Source organism: Brevibacillus ruminantium (genome assembly GCF_023746555.1).
Lineage (GTDB): Bacteria > Bacillota > Bacilli > Brevibacillales > Brevibacillaceae > Brevibacillus > Brevibacillus ruminantium.
This window is the reverse complement of record NZ_CP098755.1, coordinates 3197769-3214824: the sequence shown is the minus strand read 5'-3', so window position 1 is coordinate 3214824 and position 17056 is coordinate 3197769. Positions and strand designations below refer to the sequence as shown.

Annotated in this window: 21 protein-coding genes; all 21 read left to right on the top strand. The window is 51.9% G+C overall.

Annotation, left to right across the window (positions count from 1 at the left end; translation table 11 throughout):
• Positions 1-236 precede the first annotated feature (236 nt).
• The 21 genes from spoIIIAA to NDK47_RS15780 all read left to right on the top strand — a co-directional run bounded on the left by spoIIIAA (position 237) and on the right by NDK47_RS15780 (position 16932).
• Positions 237-1199 (top strand): stage III sporulation protein AA, encoded by a 963-nt coding sequence (gene spoIIIAA / locus NDK47_RS15880; RefSeq protein WP_251870733.1) that lies wholly within the window; start codon positions 237-239, stop codon positions 1197-1199.
• Positions 1187-1705: a stage III sporulation protein SpoIIIAB gene (gene spoIIIAB, locus NDK47_RS15875; protein WP_251870732.1), complete on the top strand. Its 519-nt coding sequence runs from the start codon at positions 1187-1189 to the stop codon at positions 1703-1705. The genes spoIIIAA and spoIIIAB overlap by 13 nt, the downstream gene beginning before the upstream one ends.
• Positions 1706-1721: 16 nt before the next feature.
• Positions 1722-1925 carry a stage III sporulation protein AC gene (spoIIIAC, locus tag NDK47_RS15870; protein WP_198826534.1) on the top strand — a complete coding sequence of 68 codons (204 nt, stop codon included), beginning with the start codon at positions 1722-1724 and terminating at the stop codon, positions 1923-1925.
• Between the two features lie 13 nt (positions 1926-1938).
• A complete protein-coding gene (spoIIIAD, locus tag NDK47_RS15865) occupies positions 1939-2328 on the top strand; it encodes a stage III sporulation protein AD (protein ID WP_251870731.1) in 390 nt (129 codons plus the stop codon).
• Positions 2329-2345: 17 nt separating this feature from the next.
• A complete protein-coding gene (gene spoIIIAE / locus NDK47_RS15860; protein WP_251870730.1) occupies positions 2346-3530 on the top strand; it encodes a stage III sporulation protein AE in 1185 nt (394 codons plus the stop codon).
• 8 nt (positions 3531-3538) lie between these two features.
• Positions 3539-4195, top strand: a complete 657-nt coding sequence (gene spoIIIAF, locus NDK47_RS15855) for a stage III sporulation protein AF (protein WP_251870729.1) — start codon at positions 3539-3541, stop codon at positions 4193-4195.
• A 35-nt stretch (positions 4196-4230) separates the two neighbouring features.
• The gene (gene spoIIIAG, locus NDK47_RS15850; protein WP_251870728.1) at positions 4231-4869 is read left to right on the top strand and encodes a stage III sporulation protein AG; all 639 of its coding nucleotides are present in this window, start codon (positions 4231-4233) and stop codon (positions 4867-4869) included.
• Positions 4870-4882: 13 nt separating this feature from the next.
• Complete coding sequence (locus tag NDK47_RS15845; protein WP_251870727.1) at positions 4883-5515, top strand: SpoIIIAH-like family protein; 633 nt, start codon at positions 4883-4885, stop codon at positions 5513-5515.
• A gap of 181 nt (positions 5516-5696) precedes the next feature.
• On the top strand, positions 5697-6209 hold the full coding sequence (accB, locus tag NDK47_RS15840) for an acetyl-CoA carboxylase biotin carboxyl carrier protein (protein WP_251870726.1): 513 nt from the start codon (positions 5697-5699) through the stop codon (positions 6207-6209).
• A 16-nt stretch (positions 6210-6225) separates the two neighbouring features.
• Positions 6226-7587: an acetyl-CoA carboxylase biotin carboxylase subunit gene (accC, locus tag NDK47_RS15835; RefSeq protein WP_251870725.1), complete on the top strand. Its 1362-nt coding sequence runs from the start codon at positions 6226-6228 to the stop codon at positions 7585-7587.
• A 66-nt stretch (positions 7588-7653) separates the two neighbouring features.
• Complete coding sequence (locus tag NDK47_RS15830) at positions 7654-8064, top strand: Asp23/Gls24 family envelope stress response protein (protein WP_251870724.1); 411 nt, start codon at positions 7654-7656, stop codon at positions 8062-8064.
• 154 nt (positions 8065-8218) lie between these two features.
• Positions 8219-8779 (top strand): alkaline shock response membrane anchor protein AmaP, encoded by a 561-nt coding sequence (gene amaP, locus NDK47_RS15825; RefSeq protein ID WP_251870723.1) that lies wholly within the window; start codon positions 8219-8221, stop codon positions 8777-8779.
• A 12-nt stretch (positions 8780-8791) separates the two neighbouring features.
• Complete coding sequence (locus NDK47_RS15820; RefSeq protein ID WP_251870722.1) at positions 8792-9004, top strand: DUF2273 domain-containing protein; 213 nt, start codon at positions 8792-8794, stop codon at positions 9002-9004.
• 37 nt (positions 9005-9041) lie between these two features.
• Entirely contained in the window at positions 9042-9446 is a 405-nt protein-coding gene (gene nusB, locus NDK47_RS15815; protein WP_251870721.1) for a transcription antitermination factor NusB, read from the top strand.
• A 16-nt stretch (positions 9447-9462) separates the two neighbouring features.
• Positions 9463-10425 (top strand): Kae1-like domain-containing protein, encoded by a 963-nt coding sequence (locus NDK47_RS15810; RefSeq protein WP_251870720.1) that lies wholly within the window; start codon positions 9463-9465, stop codon positions 10423-10425.
• An 87-nt stretch (positions 10426-10512) separates the two neighbouring features.
• On the top strand, positions 10513-11367 hold the full coding sequence (folD, locus tag NDK47_RS15805; RefSeq protein WP_251870719.1) for a bifunctional methylenetetrahydrofolate dehydrogenase/methenyltetrahydrofolate cyclohydrolase FolD: 855 nt from the start codon (positions 10513-10515) through the stop codon (positions 11365-11367).
• Between the two features lie 61 nt (positions 11368-11428).
• Positions 11429-12814 (top strand): exodeoxyribonuclease VII large subunit, encoded by a 1386-nt coding sequence (xseA, locus tag NDK47_RS15800; protein WP_251870718.1) that lies wholly within the window; start codon positions 11429-11431, stop codon positions 12812-12814.
• Positions 12780-13040, top strand: a complete 261-nt coding sequence (locus tag NDK47_RS15795; protein WP_251870717.1) for an exodeoxyribonuclease VII small subunit — start codon at positions 12780-12782, stop codon at positions 13038-13040. The genes xseA and NDK47_RS15795 overlap by 35 nt, the downstream gene beginning before the upstream one ends.
• A complete protein-coding gene (locus NDK47_RS15790) occupies positions 13037-13933 on the top strand; it encodes a polyprenyl synthetase family protein (protein ID WP_251870716.1) in 897 nt (298 codons plus the stop codon). The genes NDK47_RS15795 and NDK47_RS15790 overlap by 4 nt, the downstream gene beginning before the upstream one ends.
• Positions 13934-14239: 306 nt before the next feature.
• On the top strand, positions 14240-16123 hold the full coding sequence (dxs, locus tag NDK47_RS15785) for a 1-deoxy-D-xylulose-5-phosphate synthase (RefSeq protein WP_251870715.1): 1884 nt from the start codon (positions 14240-14242) through the stop codon (positions 16121-16123).
• A complete protein-coding gene (locus NDK47_RS15780; RefSeq protein ID WP_251870714.1) occupies positions 16120-16932 on the top strand; it encodes a TlyA family RNA methyltransferase in 813 nt (270 codons plus the stop codon). The genes dxs and NDK47_RS15780 overlap by 4 nt, the downstream gene beginning before the upstream one ends.
• Positions 16933-17056: the final 124 nt, after the last annotated feature.

Below are 17056 nucleotides of genomic sequence, written 5' to 3'. Positions count from 1 at the left end.
GATCCGACAGCTTGTGGAGGCATGATTTGCCCGACAGGTGCGCGGAAAGGGGTTCAGGCTTTTATTTGTCTGAAACTCCTTTGTTTTTGGCGATTTCCCGTTGCCATCTGGGATATTACGAACACGCTGGTCGCGACTTCGTTTTCTTGGCATAATACTCGTCCAGCCCTGCATAGGATGGAGGTAAGTCGACGTGGACAAAGGCTCAAAGCGCGGACCACGAGGGGGGATATGCCGTGAAGGAAATTTTGGCGATTTTGCCGGGGACCGTCCGCAGCATTCTGACTGCATTACCCTCCGCCGTCAGAGAGCAATTGGAGGAAATACGCCTACGGCAAAATCAGCCGCTGGAAATAAGGTACGGACAGCAATCCAGCTACGTTTCTGCGACGGGACAGCTTACTGCCAATGCGCGGCAAGGATGGCCTTTTCCTGAGGAGCAAGCGGTCAAACTGTTGAACCTGATCAGCCAGCACTCGCTGTACACGCTGGAGGAAGAATTGAAACGTGGCTACATTACCGTTACGGGAGGGCATCGGATCGGTATCGCAGGAAAGGTCGTGCTGGACAAGGGGACGGTCAAAGGGATACGGGATGTAACCAGCTTCAACATCCGGATCGCTCGCGAGAAAAAGGGAGTAGCACAAAAGGTGTTGCCCTACCTGTTCGACAAAGGGCGCGTCCACAACACCTTGCTCATCTCCCCACCCCAAGGCGGGAAAACCACTCTATTGCGGGATATCGCCCGCTATGTCAGCTATGGCAATGAGTGGTGCTCCAGCCGCAAAGTAGGGATTGTGGACGAGCGTTCGGAGCTTGCCGGTTGCTTGAATGGCGTCCCGCAGCGGGATGTCGGCCCCCGTACGGATGTACTTGACGCGTGCCCCAAGGCGGAAGGAATGATGATGATGATCCGGTCCATGTCACCGGATGTCCTGATTGTGGATGAAGTGGGCAGGCCGGAGGACGGCGAGGCGGTATGGGAAGCGATCCATGCCGGGGTTTCTGTTATCTGCTCTGCCCACGGTTCCCAGATCGAGGAGGCAGCACGGCGTCCGGCGTTGGGAAAGCTGATGCAAAGCGGTGTGTTTTCCCGCTATATCTTGCTCGATCGAAGCAGAGGTGTCGGTACGATTCACGGGATTTACGATCAGAATCTAAAGCTCGTCCGAAGGGAGGAAGCCGCATGGTCAAGCTGATTGGGGCTGTGCTGATCCTCTTTTCCGCCTCTATGGTCGGTTGGCAGATCGGGCGGTTCTATGCATTTCGACCTGTTCAGTTAAGGGCGCTGCTGGTTGGACTACAAATGCTGGAGACCGAAATCGTTTACGGCTTGACCCCTTTGTATCGCGCATTGATGAAAGTAGGCGATCGCATTCCAGCGGAAGTGGGCCAGATTTTTCACACGGCAGCGGGCAGTCTTCAAGAGGAAAAAGCACAAAACGTAGAAGAAGCGCTGGGTATCGGCATCCAAACGCATTGGTCTTCCACGGCACTCAAGAAGCAGGAGCGCGATGTTTTAAAAAGCCTGGGGCAAGTGCTCGGCTCGTCAGACAGAGAGGACCAGCAAAAGCATTTGCGTCTGGCTGTAACTCACCTGCGCGGGCTGGAAGAGGAGGCCCGGGCGGAACAGAACCGGTACGAAAAGATGTACAAAAGCCTCGGCTTTCTGTGCGGGCTGTTGGTCGTCATCCTGATGTTCTAAAGGCGAGGTGTTCACTGTGGATTTTGATTTGACACCTGTTTTTCAGATCGGAGCGGTGGGGTTCATAACAGCCATTCTGCACACGGTTCTGAAGCAGGCTGGCAAGGAGGACATTGCACACTGGGCGACGCTGGTGGGTTTTATCATCGTCCTGTACATGGTATCCCATTTTGTTGCCGACCTGTTTTCTGAAGTAAAACGCGTCTTCCTGTTCAATTAAGGAGGGAGGACGATTGGAAATCATTCAAATCGTCGGTCTGGGTCTGGTGGCTACGATTCTCGCGCTGGTCATCAAAGAACAAAAACCGATGTTTGCCTATCTGCTGGCCGTCGCGAGCGGCGTTGTCATTTTTTACTTCCTGATCGGAAAGATAGCGGAAGTCATCCGCATTTTGGAAAAACTGGCTGTTCATGCCGATCTCAATCTGGTCTTTCTGGAGACGATATTGAAAATCATCGGAATTGCATATATTGCCGAATTTGGGGCACAAATGACCAGGGATGCCGGACAAGGGGCGATCGCCTCCAAGATCGAACTGGCCGGAAAAGTGCTGATCCTGGTCATGGCAGTCCCGATCATCCAGATCATTATTGAAACGGTCATTGACCTGTTGCCTGCGTAGGGGAAGGAGGGGTGAAAATGACTCGTGCGGGCTGGTTTCTTTTCTTCTTCCTATTTCTTGTATTCGTACCAACTGAATCACTCAAAGCTGCCGAGACACCGGCTCCCCCCTTGGTCGAAAACCTGATCAAGCAGCAGGTAGAGGATTTACATGTAGACAGGGTAGAAAAATTTTGGGTTGAACTGCAGCGTGATTACAAAGGATATCTGCCTGATGTGAAATCCCCGGGCTTTTTACAGCTCGTCTTTCAGCAGGGAGAGTTCAGTTTGACTGGTTTTTTAAAGGGGCTCGGAAAATTTGTTTTCCACGAAATCCTGATGAATGGCAAGCTGCTCAGCTCCATCATCATTATCACGGTATTTGCCATGATTTTGGAGACCATGCAAAATGCCTTCGAGCGAAACACCGTCACGACTGTCGCCTACTCCATCGCCTATCTGGTGCTGATGGTTCTGGCGATTAACAGCTTTCACGTGGCGATCTCCTACGCCAAAGACGCGATCGCAAGTATGTCAGATTTCATGCTCGCGATGATCCCTTTGGTGATTGCTCTGCTTGCATCAGTGGGCAATCTGGCCTCAGCTACTATGTTCCATCCGTTGATCATCTTTCTGATCAATACCAGCGGAATCCTGATCTCCTATGTCATCTTCCCTCTGCTGTTTCTGTCGGCAATGCTGTCGATTGCCAGTCTCTTTTCCGAACGGTATCAGGTGACACAGCTTGCTTCTCTGCTGCGCAATATCGCGATGGGCGCACTCGGTTCCTTTCTGACGATATTTTTGGCCATCATTTCGATTCAGGGAGCGACTTCAGCTGTTACAGATGGCGTTACCCTGCGGACAGCCAAATACATTACCGGAAATTTCGTACCGATCGTAGGCAGGATGTTTTCAGACGCGGCAGACACGGTGCTCAATGCTTCCCTTCTGGTCAAAAATGCAGTGGGATTGGCAGGTGTTCTGATTCTGCTGCTGCTGTGCGCTTTCCCGGCGATGAAAATTCTCGTACTAGCGTTGATCTACAATCTTTCCTCGGCGGCACTACAGCCTCTCGGCAACAGTCCGATTATCGCCGCCCTCGGGGCGATTGGGAAGAATCTCCTGTTTGTGTTCGCTGCTTTGGCTACGGTCGGCCTGATGTTCTTCTTGGCCATCACGATCATCATAGCCGCAGGGAATATCTCGATGATGGTCCGGTAGGTGAAGAGATGACTTGGCTAACGCTTTGGCTAAAAAAGATTATTTTACTCGTGCTTTTGGCCGCGTTTCTGGACCTGGTATTGCCGAATACGAGTCTGCAGCGATACGTCAAGATGGTGATGGGATTGATTATCCTGATGACGATTATCTCTCCGGTTTTCGCTCTGTTTCAGCTGTCCCAGGATGATTTGGCGCTGAAATTGGACCAGTATCAGCAAGAGATGAACCGGCCGTCTGACGCCGAGTGGAAGCGAATTGCCGAAAAGCTGGCCGGCCAGCAAGACAGACAAATCAGTGCGTACGTTCACAGTCAGGTGGAAGCTTCGATTCGGACCAGGCTCAAAGAACATTACGGTGTAGAGGCAGCCGCGATCAAGGTAATCTTCACCGAGGGAGAGTCAGCCGAGACAAAGCTGGAGCGCATCGAGATCAGCTTAGGCACTGAGAGGAGAAGTGAAGCGGACACGGCTGTGATCAAGCCGATCGAACCCGTACGCATCGAAATCGACAGCCGGAGTGCTGAGACTGCGAGCGACAGGCCCGTGACCGCACAGACAAAAGATCCTCTCTCCAGACGAATCGCCAGTGATGTAGCCGAACAGTGGGGGATTGAGGCGGACCGGGTACTAGTGTCGCGAGAAGAAAACGGAGGGGAGAAGCAATAAAATGAGCAGGAGTTGTCCAAGCGAGGTGAACAAGGGTGTTGGGGAAGCTGAAGCAATGGTTGGGTAGCCATTCCGATAACAAAAAAATGAAGCCGATTCACTATTTTATCGTCATATTGGGAATCGGTATGGCGATCATGATTTTGACCGATTTTTTTCGGGTCGAGCGTGATCAGCCTCTAGGCTTCGGAGTGGGCAGCGGCAACGAGACGGGACCGCCGGGTGAAAAACAGACCGTGCCGGTGATGGGGGGAGCAAGCCCCCCCGATATCATCCGGGAGTACGAAAATATGTATGAAACACAGCTGAAAGAGATATTGGCCAGCGTGGTGGGAGTGGGCGGCGTCGAAGTGATGGTGAACCTGGATTCAACACCCGAGCTCGTCGTAGAAAAGAATCGCAATATCCGCTCCTCCACAAATCAGGAGACGGACGAAAAGCGGGCTACGCGCAACCAGAATGACCAATCCCGGGACGAACAGGTAGTAGTGGTACAGGGCGGAAAACAGGACCAGCCCGTTGTTTTGAAAACGTTGAAGCCAAAAGTACGGGGGGTTCTCGTCGTCGCCAAAGGTGCCGACAATATCCAGGTCAAGGCGTGGATTACGGAAGCCGTACAGAAAGTTTTGGATGTGCCTGCCTACAAAATTTCGATATTACCCAAAAAAGGTTAGGAGGTCATGAAAAATGATGCTTCGCAAGCAAACAGTATGGTTATTGACAATGCTGGCTGTCATGGTGGTTCTCTCAGGCTATTACCTGATCAAGGGGCCAGAGAACCAGGTTCCGGCGTTGGGACAGGAGCAGCTGCAGCAGCCTGACCCGCTTGCGGGAGTCGTGGTTGAGAGCAAAGAGACAGATAAACCAGCACCTGATGCAGCCGCCGTCGAAGGCAAGGGATCTCAGACCGATTCTGCTGTATTGCCGGAGAGCACAGCCAAGGAGACATTGACGCTCACAGATACCCCGAGCGAAATTTTTACCGGTTACAAGATGAAGCGTGAGGCGCAGACACAGCAGCAAAAGGATGAGCAGCTCACTATTATGGGCAGTCCTGATGCCACTCCGCAAGCAGTCGCGGAGGCGAAGTCGAAATACGAAGAGCTCTCCAATCTCGAGAGTGCTACGATGGCCGCAGAAGAAATGCTGAAAGCCAGCGGTTACAAGGATGCGGTGGTCTTTGCGCAAAACGACAAAGTGACAGTCATCGTCCAAAAAGAGAAACTGAGCGCAGAAGAAGCCGTAGATATCATCTCCAATGTCAAACAGCATCTCAATGTTCCTGCAAATCATGTGACGGTACAATTTAAAGCGTCCTGATCAGGTACTAAAGAGCACGTAAAAAGGGCATGCTGGTAAGGGTTTCCCCTCCATTAACACGAGAAATGAGGGGAAATCCTTTCTTGACGTTGTGAAGGTGACAAGCTACGATGAGTCTATGGCCTCGATACATACCGGTTATACTCCCTGGTAATCTTTCGAAATGAAGGAGTGCTTACGTGTGTTCAAAATTCATGAAATCCGCGAAATGATTAAGTTGATTGATCAGTCTTCCATTGATGAATTCAAGCTGGAAATTGACGGAGCAAAGCTGACGATGAAAAAGTCCGTTGCCGAAACGGTAGCGGTTTCCCAGCCAGTTGCGCAAGCTCCTGTGGCAGCTTCCGCTCCGGCAGCAGCTCCTGTAGTTGTACAAGCTCCGGTGGTTGAAGCGCCTGCTGTACAGATTGAAGCGCCGAAGCCGGCAGCAGCAGCCGTGCAAGAAGATGAAAATCTGCACAAAATCGTTTCCCCGATGGTGGGAACATTCTATCGCTCCCCTGAACCTGGCAAACCTGCATATGTACAACCAGGCGACAAGGTAACGGCGAGCAAGGTTGTTTGTATCGTTGAAGCGATGAAGCTGTTCAACGAAATCGAGGCAGAAGTGACCGGGGAAATTGTGAAAGTGCTTGTAGAGGATGGTCAGTTGGTGGAATACGGCCAGCCGCTATTTTTGGTGAAGCCAGAATAAGGTGGGGGAGAGCGTAATGTTTCAAAAAGTATTGATTGCCAATCGGGGCGAGATTGCAGTGCGGGTCATTCGCGCTTGCCGCGAGCTGGGCATTCGTACGGTAGCTGTCTACTCCGAGGCTGACCGCGAAGCGCTTCATGTCAAATTGGCCGATGAAGCGTACTGCATCGGACCGACAGCATCCAAAGAGAGCTATCTGAACATCGCCAACATCATGAGTATCGCAACCAAGGTTGGAGCAGACGCGATCCATCCCGGCTACGGTTTTCTCGCGGAAAACGCAGATTTCGCTGAGATCTGTGCTGCCTGCAACATCACGTTTATCGGCCCTGATCCGGAAGCGATCATCAAAATGGGCGACAAGTCGACTGCCAAGGATACGATGAAATCAGCAGGAGTGCCAACCGTTCCCGGAACAGAGGGACTGGTGGAAGACATTGCTGATGCTGTTCAAACGGCAAACGAAATCGGCTATCCGGTGATGGTTAAGGCAACGGCAGGCGGCGGTGGTAGAGGCATGCGTGTCGCCGTCAACGACGAAGATCTGGAAAAGGCGATTCGCCAAGCGCAGAGCGAAGCGAAAACCGCTTTTGGCAACCCCGGTGTCTACCTGGAGAAATTTGTGGAAGGCCCTCGCCATGTGGAAATCCAAATCATGGCTGATAAGCATGGCAACGTTGTCTATCTGGGGGAGCGCGACTGTTCCATTCAGCGCCGTCACCAAAAGCTGATCGAGGAAGCCCCCTCGCCAGCATTGAGTGAAGAGCTTCGCCGGGAGATGGGGGAAGCAGCGGTTGCTGCTGCCAAAGCGGTGAACTACCACGGCGCAGGAACAGTGGAGTTTTTGCTCGACAAGCACGGAAAGTTCTACTTCATGGAGATGAATACGCGCATCCAGGTAGAGCATCCCGTAACGGAGCTGGTAACAGGTTTTGACTTGATCAAAGAACAATTGACAGTAGCAGCGGGTCTGCCGCTTTCCTTTACACAGGATGAGATCAAGCTGAACGGCTGGTCGATTGAATGCCGGATTAACGCAGAAAACGCGGCCAAGAACTTCATGCCTTCCCCTGGAAAAATCACGACCTATCTGCCCCCTGGCGGATTTGGCGTAAGGGTGGACAGCGCAGCTTACACGGGCTATGTGATTCCTCCCTATTACGACTCGATGATTGCCAAACTGATCGTTTGGGGCAAGGACCGGGAAGAAGCGATCGAGCGGATGAAACGCGCCCTCGGTGAATTCGTCGTGGAAGGTGTGCATACGACGATCCCGTTCCATCTGAAAGTACTGGATCACGAAGTGTTCGCAAGCGGCCACTTTGACACCAAGTTTTTGGAAATCCACGACCTTGATTTAGACGAATCCGAGGCATAAGCCTGATTTGTAAAAGTGGGAAGTGCTTGTTATAATGGGATACAAATCCATAGGGAGGTGCGAAATGTGGAAGAATTTACACCGGATTTAGAGAGAACCGAGCTTGGAAAGGTGCAAATCGCTCCCGAGGTCCTGGAAGTCATTGCTGGTATGGCAGCCTCTGAAGTAGAAGGCGTAGCCAGCATGAGCGGCGGTTTTGTAGGTGATATTGCGGAACGGCTTGGCCGTAAAAATATTGCTCGCGGCGTTCGTGTAGAAGTAGGTTCCCGCGAAGCGGCAGTTGATGTTTCCATTATCGTAAAATACGGACACCGAATTCCGGATGTCGCTCGAAATATTCAAGATAGTGTGCGCAATGCCATCGAAAGCATGACAGGATTGTCGGTGGTTGAAGTAAACGTACATATCGTGGATGTAGAGTTGAAGCCAGAAGAAAAAGCACCGGCTGTCGTGGAAGATTTTCAACGCGTGCGCTAGTCCGTGTGAACGACTGATGCCCCCTATGTCGCAGGGGGCATTTTTCCTCATCATAGAGGGTTACACCGCATGCGGATAGGCTGCCTGCCCGAGGTGTTCGAGCAGGAGGGTGCGCGCGGACAGTCTGATCATTCTCTTCAAAGGAGAGATGCTTGTGAATTTGTTTGACCGTTTTATCCTCACACTATACAGCTTTGCCTTGATCGTACTCTCGATCGCCGTCATCGGGGCGTCGAGCGGACTGATCCCCCCTGAATACATAAGCCCGTACGTAGAGCAGCTACTCGGCCCCTTCAATCTTGCATACGTCATCACGGCAGTGATCTTCCTGATCGTCAGCCTGCGATTTTTCTTCAGTTCCTTCCGTGGCTCCAAAAAAACCAAAACGGAAAAAGGGATTCGTCAGCGAAGTGATCTGGGTGAGGTAAACATCACGCTCCAAACGATTCAGACCATCGCTGAGCGGGCGGCCAGAAGAGTGAAAGGTGTCCGTGATTTGAAAACAGTAATTCGGGCTCTGGAAAGTGGCAACACCATTACCATTCGGGTCTCGGTAGATGGAGAAACGCCGATCCCGGAATTGACGCAAAGCCTGCAGGCAAATATCAAAGAGCAGGTGGAGAGTATCGCAGGTGTCGTGATCTCTGAGGTGGCAGTTGTCGTGACCGAAGTGGCCCAGCAAGAGAATTACGCGGCTCGTAAACGAGTGGAATAGTAGGTGAGTGTCATGATATGGGAGTTGTTGTGGGAACACAAGGGGAAACTACTTGGTATAGCTGCCGGACTTTTTTTCGGCATCATCTACCTTCTCGTCGGTTTTTGGGATACACTTGTGTTTGTCGTCTTTGTCGGAACTGGCTACTACATCGGACGCAAGCTGGATCACAAAGAGGATTTACGGGAAATTCTGGACCGAATCTTGCCAGGAAAGTTTCGTTAGGCTGAGCAGGACCCTAATTTTATGAGTAGGTGAACGTATGAAACGTAGAACAGCACGAGAAAAAGCAGTCCAATGCTTGTTTCAGATCGATATGGCGGAAGTGGATATGGAAACGGCTCTGACGCTGGTCATGGAAGACAGCGACGAGGACCCGGCGTATCTTCGTTATTTGGTGGAAGGTGCTCTGGAACGCATGCCGAGGATTGACGCCGAGATCCAAAAATATCTTCGGGGCTGGCAGTTGGATCGTATCGCCAATGTAGATCGTGCCATCCTTCGTTTGGCATTCTTTGAAATTATGTTTGGCGAGGAGATTCCGGATAAGGTCGTTTTGAATGAAGCAATCGAAATCGCCAAGCTGTTTAGTGATGATCAATCTTATCGGTACATAAATGGTGTATTGTCCAGCTATTTGAAAGATCGCCAGACGGCAAACGCGTAAAGATGGGTGAAGCAGCATGACCAGGGTAATGTTGGGAATCGATACGAGCAATTACCGGACATCGTTGTGCCTTGCAACGGAAGACGGCCAGATTGTCGCAGAAGCAAAACGACTCCTTCGTGTAAAAGAAGGCAAGCGCGGTCTGCAGCAATCCGAAGCCGTCTTTCAGCATGTGATGAACCTTCCGGAGCTCAGTGATGAAATGAATTGGACGGCGTACGACATCGCGGGGGTCTGTGCCAGTGAAAAGCCACGTCCTGTCGATGGTTCTTACATGCCAGTTTTTAAAGTAGGAGAAGGGTTGGCCAAGTCGCTTTCCGCCTACATGAAAATTCCCTGCTTCCTGACCACCCATCAGGAGGGCCATATCGCTGCGGGAGAGCATACAGCTACTGTGCGGCCCAATGTTGATCGTTTTCTCGCTGTACATCTGTCGGGAGGAACAAGCGAGCTTTTGGTATGCGAGAGAGTGAGCGAAGGATACCGGATTGAGAAAATTGGCGGCACAAAGGATCTTCACGCGGGACAACTGGTGGATCGGATCGGGGTGGCGCTGGGAATGTCTTTTCCGGCTGGTCCGCAGCTGGAAGAGCTGGCGAGACAGGCGAGCGGGGAGTTTCGAGTCTCTTCATCTGTACAGCAGTTCACCTTCAGCTTTTCCGGACCGGAAGCAGCATTGCTCCGAGCCGTTGAAAGTAAGTCCGCGTCCCCGTCCGAGATCGCCAGAGCTGCGGAACAATGCATTGCCAGTACTCTGGAAAAAGTGCTTCGTCATGCGGTGGAAGCAAAGCTTCCGAGAGAAATCCTCATCGTAGGAGGAGTAGCTGCCAATCAGTACATCCGGAACCGCTTGATCAAGCGCCTGGAGCACCCGGCGGTAAAAGCAAAGCTGTATTTCTGTGACCCCGTTTACTCAGGAGACAATGCCTTTGGAGTGGCAATGCTCGGTTGGAATCAGCTAAAGACGAACATTAAATAAATTAAACCTATTAAAAATTCGCCTTTACACAGTCTCCTTGAATCGGTACACTTATGATAGTGATCCAAATGAAGGAGGTTCTCCGCCATGGCAGCAACGATATTGTATGGCAAAGAAATTGCAAAAGACATTCGGGAACAATTGGCCGGCGAAGTGGAAGAACTGAAAAGCAAGGGCATCGTCCCAGGTTTGACCGTCGTTCTCGTGGGAGATGATCCCGCTTCTCATTCCTATGTAAGAGGAAAGGCGCGCGGCTGTGAAGAAGTCGGCATCCGCTCGGAAATCATTTTGAAAGAGGCATCGATTTCCGAAGAGGAGCTGGTTGCCATTGTAGAAGAATTGAATGAAAATCCGAACGTTCACGGCATTTTGGTGCAATTGCCGCTTCCCGCCCATATCTCCGAGAAAGCAGTGATTGGGGCGATTCGTTCGGAAAAAGACGTAGATGGTTTCCATCCGATCAACGTGGGGAACATGATGATCGGCTATGACTCGCTTCTTCCTTGCACGGCTCATGGCGTCATCGAGATGATCAAGCGAACTGGGATGCCTATGGAAGGAAAGCACGCAGTCGTGATCGGACGCAGCAACATCGTGGGAAAACCGGTTTCCTATCTTTTGCAAAAGGAAAATGCTACGGTGACGATGTGTCACTCCCGGACCGTCGATTTGCGGCACTATACGCGTCAAGCAGATATTCTGATTGTAGCTGCGGGCAAAGCGCATCTGATCGGCAGCGAGGATATTAAACCGGGAGCGGTTGTCATTGATGTCGGTGTCAATCGCATCGATTCCGGAAAGCTGGTCGGCGATGTCCGTTTTGATGAGGCAAAGGAAGTAGCGGGTTATCTCACCCCAGTGCCTGGCGGAGTTGGGCCGATGACGATCACCATGCTGCTGAAAAATACGATTGAAGCGGCCAAAAACCTTTCAGCGATCTAATTTCTTGTGAAAGAGCTGATCCGGTTTTCGTCGCTATTTTAAAACCACACGGGAGGTACGCATGACGAATCGGCAGATTTTTTCAGTCAGCGACCTGAACCGCTGCATCAAGCAGGTCATGGAACAAGAACCGAGGTTGCAGGATATTTGGGTACGCGGCGAAATTTCAAACTTTACGCACCATTCCAGCGGTCACATGTATCTCACCTTGAAGGACAGCCAGTCCCGTATCAAGGTGGTCATGTTCGCCAGCTACAACCGTTTTCTTCGCTTTCTCCCCAAGGATGGAACCAAGGTGATCGTGCGCGGTTCCATTTCTGCCTATGAGCGGGATGGTGCGTATCAGCTCTATGCACGAGAGATGCAGCCTGATGGAATTGGCTCTCTTTATCTGGCCTTCGAACAGCTAAAAGCGAAGCTGGCGGCAGAAGGTCTTTTTGCAGCAGAAAGAAAACGACCGTTGCCAAAGTTTCCGCGACGGGTCGGCGTGGTGACATCGCCCACAGGTGCAGCGATCCGTGATATCTGTACCACCATCCGCCGCAGGTATCCCCAGGCAGAGATCATTCTCTCTCCCGCGATCGTTCAGGGGACTGAAGCCCCAGCATCGATTGTTTCCGCCATTCATGTGATAAACAGCCAGCCTGATGTCGATGTATTGATTGTCGGAAGGGGCGGCGGATCGATTGAGGAGCTGTGGGCGTTTAACGAGGAGCAAGTCGCCCGTGCAATTGCGGCATCCGTCATACCGGTCATCTCGGCTGTCGGCCACGAAACCGATGTTACGATTGCTGATTTCGTGGCAGATGTGCGTGCCGCCACACCGACGGCGGCGGCTGAATTGGCTGTGCCTCACTATCTGGAGTGGGTCGAGCGGGTGAAGCAGCTGGAGACGCGCATGAGCAGAGCGCTAACCGGCCGCTTGCAAACCGAGCGAAAGCGGTTGGAGGGATTGGTTCAATCCTATGCCATGCGCAGGCCGAAGCGGAGAGTCGAGGAAACCGAGCAGCAGCTGGACGAGCTGACATTGCGGATGAGACAAGCGATCATGCAGCTCATGAAACGAAGAGCTGAGCAGTACCAGTATCTCGCTGACAGGGTGAAGCGATATCGTCTGAGCGAGCAGTTGGAGAACCGCCGGCAAACCATTCAAGTCAATCGCCGGCGTCTGGATGAACGCATGCGAGAGCAGCTCATGAAAAAACGTATGGCCTTTTCTTCATCAGTCGCTCAACTGGATGCATTGAGTCCGTTGAAAGTGATGCAGCGCGGTTATTCTCTCGTCTATGACGCGGCTGGACAGCTGGCAAAATCAATTCAGCAGTTTGCTCCGGGAGAAGAACTCGTGATACGATTGACAGATGGCAGCGCACATGCGCGTGTGGAACAGATTTACCGGAAGGAGAATCCAAATGGCGCGGAAAAAGACGGAACAAGAGAATCATGACATCCAGTTTGAAGAGGCGATGAAACGCTTGGAAGAAGTGGTTCACAAGCTGGAAGAAGGAGAGATTTCTTTGGAGGAATCGATCCAGCTGTATCAGGAAGGCGTCACTCTTTCTCGAATCTGCGGTCAAAAGCTTGATGCCATTGAAGCCAAGATTACTCAGTTGATTGACGAAGACGGTCAGTTCAAACAAAAACCGTTTCGTGTGGAGGGAGAAGCACAATGACGGTGTCCCTTCATACCTATTTGGAAGAAAAGACAATTTTTATCGAAAATCATCTGCTCTCTCTTTTGGAGCAAGAAGATGTGCCAGCATCTTTATACGAATCCATGAAGTATTCTCTGATGGCCGGGGGAAAACGGCTTCGACCCATGCTGGTCTTGGCTGTTCTCGAGGCGCTGGACAAGCCGTTGGAGCGTGGAATCGCTTATGCTGCTGCATTGGAAATGATCCATACCTATTCGCTCATTCATGATGATTTGCCCGCGATGGACGATGACGACCTTCGCCGCGGAAAGCCTACGAACCATAAAGTATTTGGCGAAGCGACTGCGATCCTCGCCGGAGATGCGCTGTTGACTCGTGCCTTTGGATTGGTGGCGGAGCACTATTTGACCCGTTCCGATGTAAAAGCGGAGACAGTGGTTCGCTTGCTCGCTGAGCTTGGAAAACGTGCCGGTGCGAGGGGAATGGTCGGCGGACAGATGGCTGATATTGAAGGGGAAGGGAAGAGCCTCACACTGGCTGAGCTGGAGTATATTCACAAGCATAAGACCGGCGACCTCTTGATTGCGGCCCTGGTCGGAGGCGGACTCCTGGGGGAAGCGTCGGCGACACAGATGGAGGCTTTGGCCGGGTACGGCAGAATGATCGGGTTGGCCTTCCAAATCCAGGATGATATTCTCAATGTAGAGGGTGACTCTGCCCAGCTTGGCAAAGCCGTAGGCAGTGATGCAGACCGGAAAAAAGCGACCTATCCCGCGCTGCTCGGAATGGAAGAGTCTAAGACCCGCCTGCAGCAGTTGATCGCAGAAGCCAAGCAAGTGCTGGGAAAAGCCGGACTGGAGCACTCCGCACTAGTACCGCTCGCGGATTACGTCATTGAGCGAAAAAAATAACGAAGAGCTGGTCCCCTGAGGGAAGCCAGCTCTTTTTTGACTGTATCGGAGATGATAAACTTCTCGGGCTTCATCCTGATCCGGAAAGAATAACCGCGAAATCGGGGCGCTCCCCCTGAATTAGTCCTCGATAGAGGGGAATGATCTTTACCGAATAATGGGTGAGGATTTCTCTCCTTGAGATGAAAGTGGAGTTTTTACCAAGAAACCGTTATAATGAAGCAAGCTACTAGAAGCAGGTATCCATCTGGTATGGATTGCAGCATATTCAACAGATGGAGTACGAGTGGAAAGTGAGGAATTTCAATGCTGCTTACGAGCATCAACAATCCTCAAGACTTGAAGAAATGCTCTCTGCCTGAGCTGTATGAATTGGCAGAGGAGATCCGACAGTTCCTTGTGGAAAACTTGTCCAAAACGGGCGGTCATCTCGCACCCAACCTGGGTGTGGTTGAACTGACGCTCGCTCTACATTATGTGTTTAACAGCCCGGTAGATAAGTTGATTTGGGACGTAGGACACCAGGCCTATGTACATAAAATTCTGACGGGACGCCGCGAAATGTTTCCGACACTTCGTCAGTACAAAGGCCTCTGTGGTTTTCCGAAAATGTCTGAAAGCCCTCATGATGTATGGGAAACCGGTCATAGCAGCACCTCTCTGTCTGCAGCGATGGGGATGGTAGCTGCCCGCGACTTGAAAAAGGAGAAAAATCACGTTGTGGCCATAATCGGAGACGGCGCTTTGACGGGTGGCATGGCTCTGGAAGCCTTGAACCACATCGGTCATGAAGATAAAGACGTCATCGTGGTCCTCAATGACAATGAAATGTCTATTGCTCCAAACGTAGGTGCTTTGCACAACTACTTGGGCAAACTGCGGACGACGACCAACTATCGGCGGGCGAAAGAAGAGCTGGAGCATTTGCTCAAATCAATTCCGGCCGTAGGCGGAAGACTGGCCCATTTCGCAGAACGCTTCAAAGACAGCATGAAGTATTTGCTTGTATCGGGCATTTTGTTTGAGGAGCTGGGCTTTACCTATATCGGCCCGATCGATGGTCACAATTTAGAACTGGTACTCGACACGCTGAAGACGGCGAAACAGACAAAAGGACCGGTTTTGATCCACGCCATTACCAAAAAGGGAAAAGGCTACGCGCCCGCAGAAGCGGATTCAGTCAAATGGCATGGAATCGGCACGTATAAAATCGAGTCGGGGGACACACCCAAATCGTCGCCCACGTACACGTCGGTCTTTGCAGATACCATGATGAAGCTGGCTGAAGAAGATGAGCGTATCGTCGCGATTACGCCAGCCATGCCAGCCGGTTCGGGACTGCTGAAATTTGGAGAGCGCTTTCCGGATCGACTCTTTGACGTGGGGATTGCTGAACAGCACGCCTGTACCTTTGCGGCGGGCCTCGCAACGCAGGGATTAAAGCCCGTTTTTGCGGTATACTCGACGTTTTTGCAGCGCGCCTACGATCAATTGATCCATGACGTCGCCCGGCAAAAGCTGAACGTCGTCTTCGCTGTCGACCGGGCAGGTCTCGTTGGCGCGGATGGGGAGACGCATCAGGGCGTATACGACGTGGCCTACATGAGAGCCATTCCGAATATGGTCATCATGGCTCCAAAGGACGAAAACGAACTGCGGCATATGATGAAAACCGCGGTGGAATACGATGGTCCCATCTCCTATCGCTATCCCAGGCTCGCTGTGCGCGGCGTGAAGCTGGATGAAGAACTGAAAACCCTGCCGATCGGCAAGGCAGAGGTAGTGCGTGAAGGCAGGGGCGTGGCGATTCTGTCATTTGGCCATGTCTTCGAGCTTGCAGAGCAAGCGGCTGACTTGCTGGCACGAGAGGGAATCAGCCCGATGCTGGTCAACGCCCGATTCTGCAAGCCGCTCGATGTCGAGCTTCTCTCGCGTCTGGCCCAGGAAGGGTACGACTTGGTAACGGTTGAAGAAGGCTCGGCCAGCGGCGGTTTTGGCAGCGCCGTCCTGGAATTTTTGGCGGAAGCCGGCTATTATCACATACGGGTACAAAATATCGGGATTCCCGACTACTTCGTCGAGCATGGCAGTGTGAAAGAACAACGGCAGGAAGTAGGGCTGACGGCCGAGCAGATTGCTGTGCGCGTTCGTTCCCTTATGCCTGTGACGAAGGGCGTTGTCGAGGCATGAGAAAAGAACGGCTTGACGTACTGCTGGTAGAACGCGGCTTGTACGAGACAAGAGAGAAGGCAAAAGCGGCAGTCATGGCAGGTCTTGTGCAGGTAGGGGGAGACCGCTGTGACAAGCCGGGCACCAAGTTTAGCGAAGACGTGGCGATTACGGTAAAAGGCGAGGTTCATCCCTACGTCAGCCGTGGCGGACTCAAGCTGGACAAGGCGCTTCGAGTGTTTGAACTCGACCTGCAAGACAAAGTAATGATGGATATCGGTTCCTCCACTGGCGGTTTTACGGATTGTGCCCTGCAAAACGGTGCCAGAAAAGTATACGCCATCGACGTGGGCTACAACCAATTGGCATGGTCACTGCGCAAGGATGAGCGCGTCGTCGTCATGGAGCGGACGAATTTCCGGCATATGGACCCCGACAGCTTCGCAGATGAGCGTCCCGATGCCGCTTCGATTGACGTTTCCTTCATTTCGCTAAAACTGATCCTCCCTGTTCTGTATCGTTTATTACAGGAAGATGGTGACGTGGTAGCGTTGGTCAAGCCTCAGTTCGAGGCGGGCAAGGAAAATGTGGGGAAAAACGGGATCGTCCGCGATCCGCGGATTCATGAGACGGTTCTGATCGAGATTGGTTTATTTGCCAAAGAGATCGGGTTTGCGTTAAAAGGACTCTCCTTCTCACCCATCACCGGAGGAGAAGGAAACATCGAATTCCTGCTGCATGCCAAAAAAGCAGAGGGGGGCTTCACTTCTGTGGAATGGCCGGAAAAAGTAAGGGAGATCGTAAGCCTTGCTCATGAGGAATTGAAGTGAATCCTGGGAAAAGCCTCGAATCAGCAAGACGAGGCTTTTTTCCATGGTAACAGGCTTTTTTTATGCATGAAAAGTTGTATACTTGTATAAGGATTTCCAACCAACAAGTTTGGGGTGGGCCATG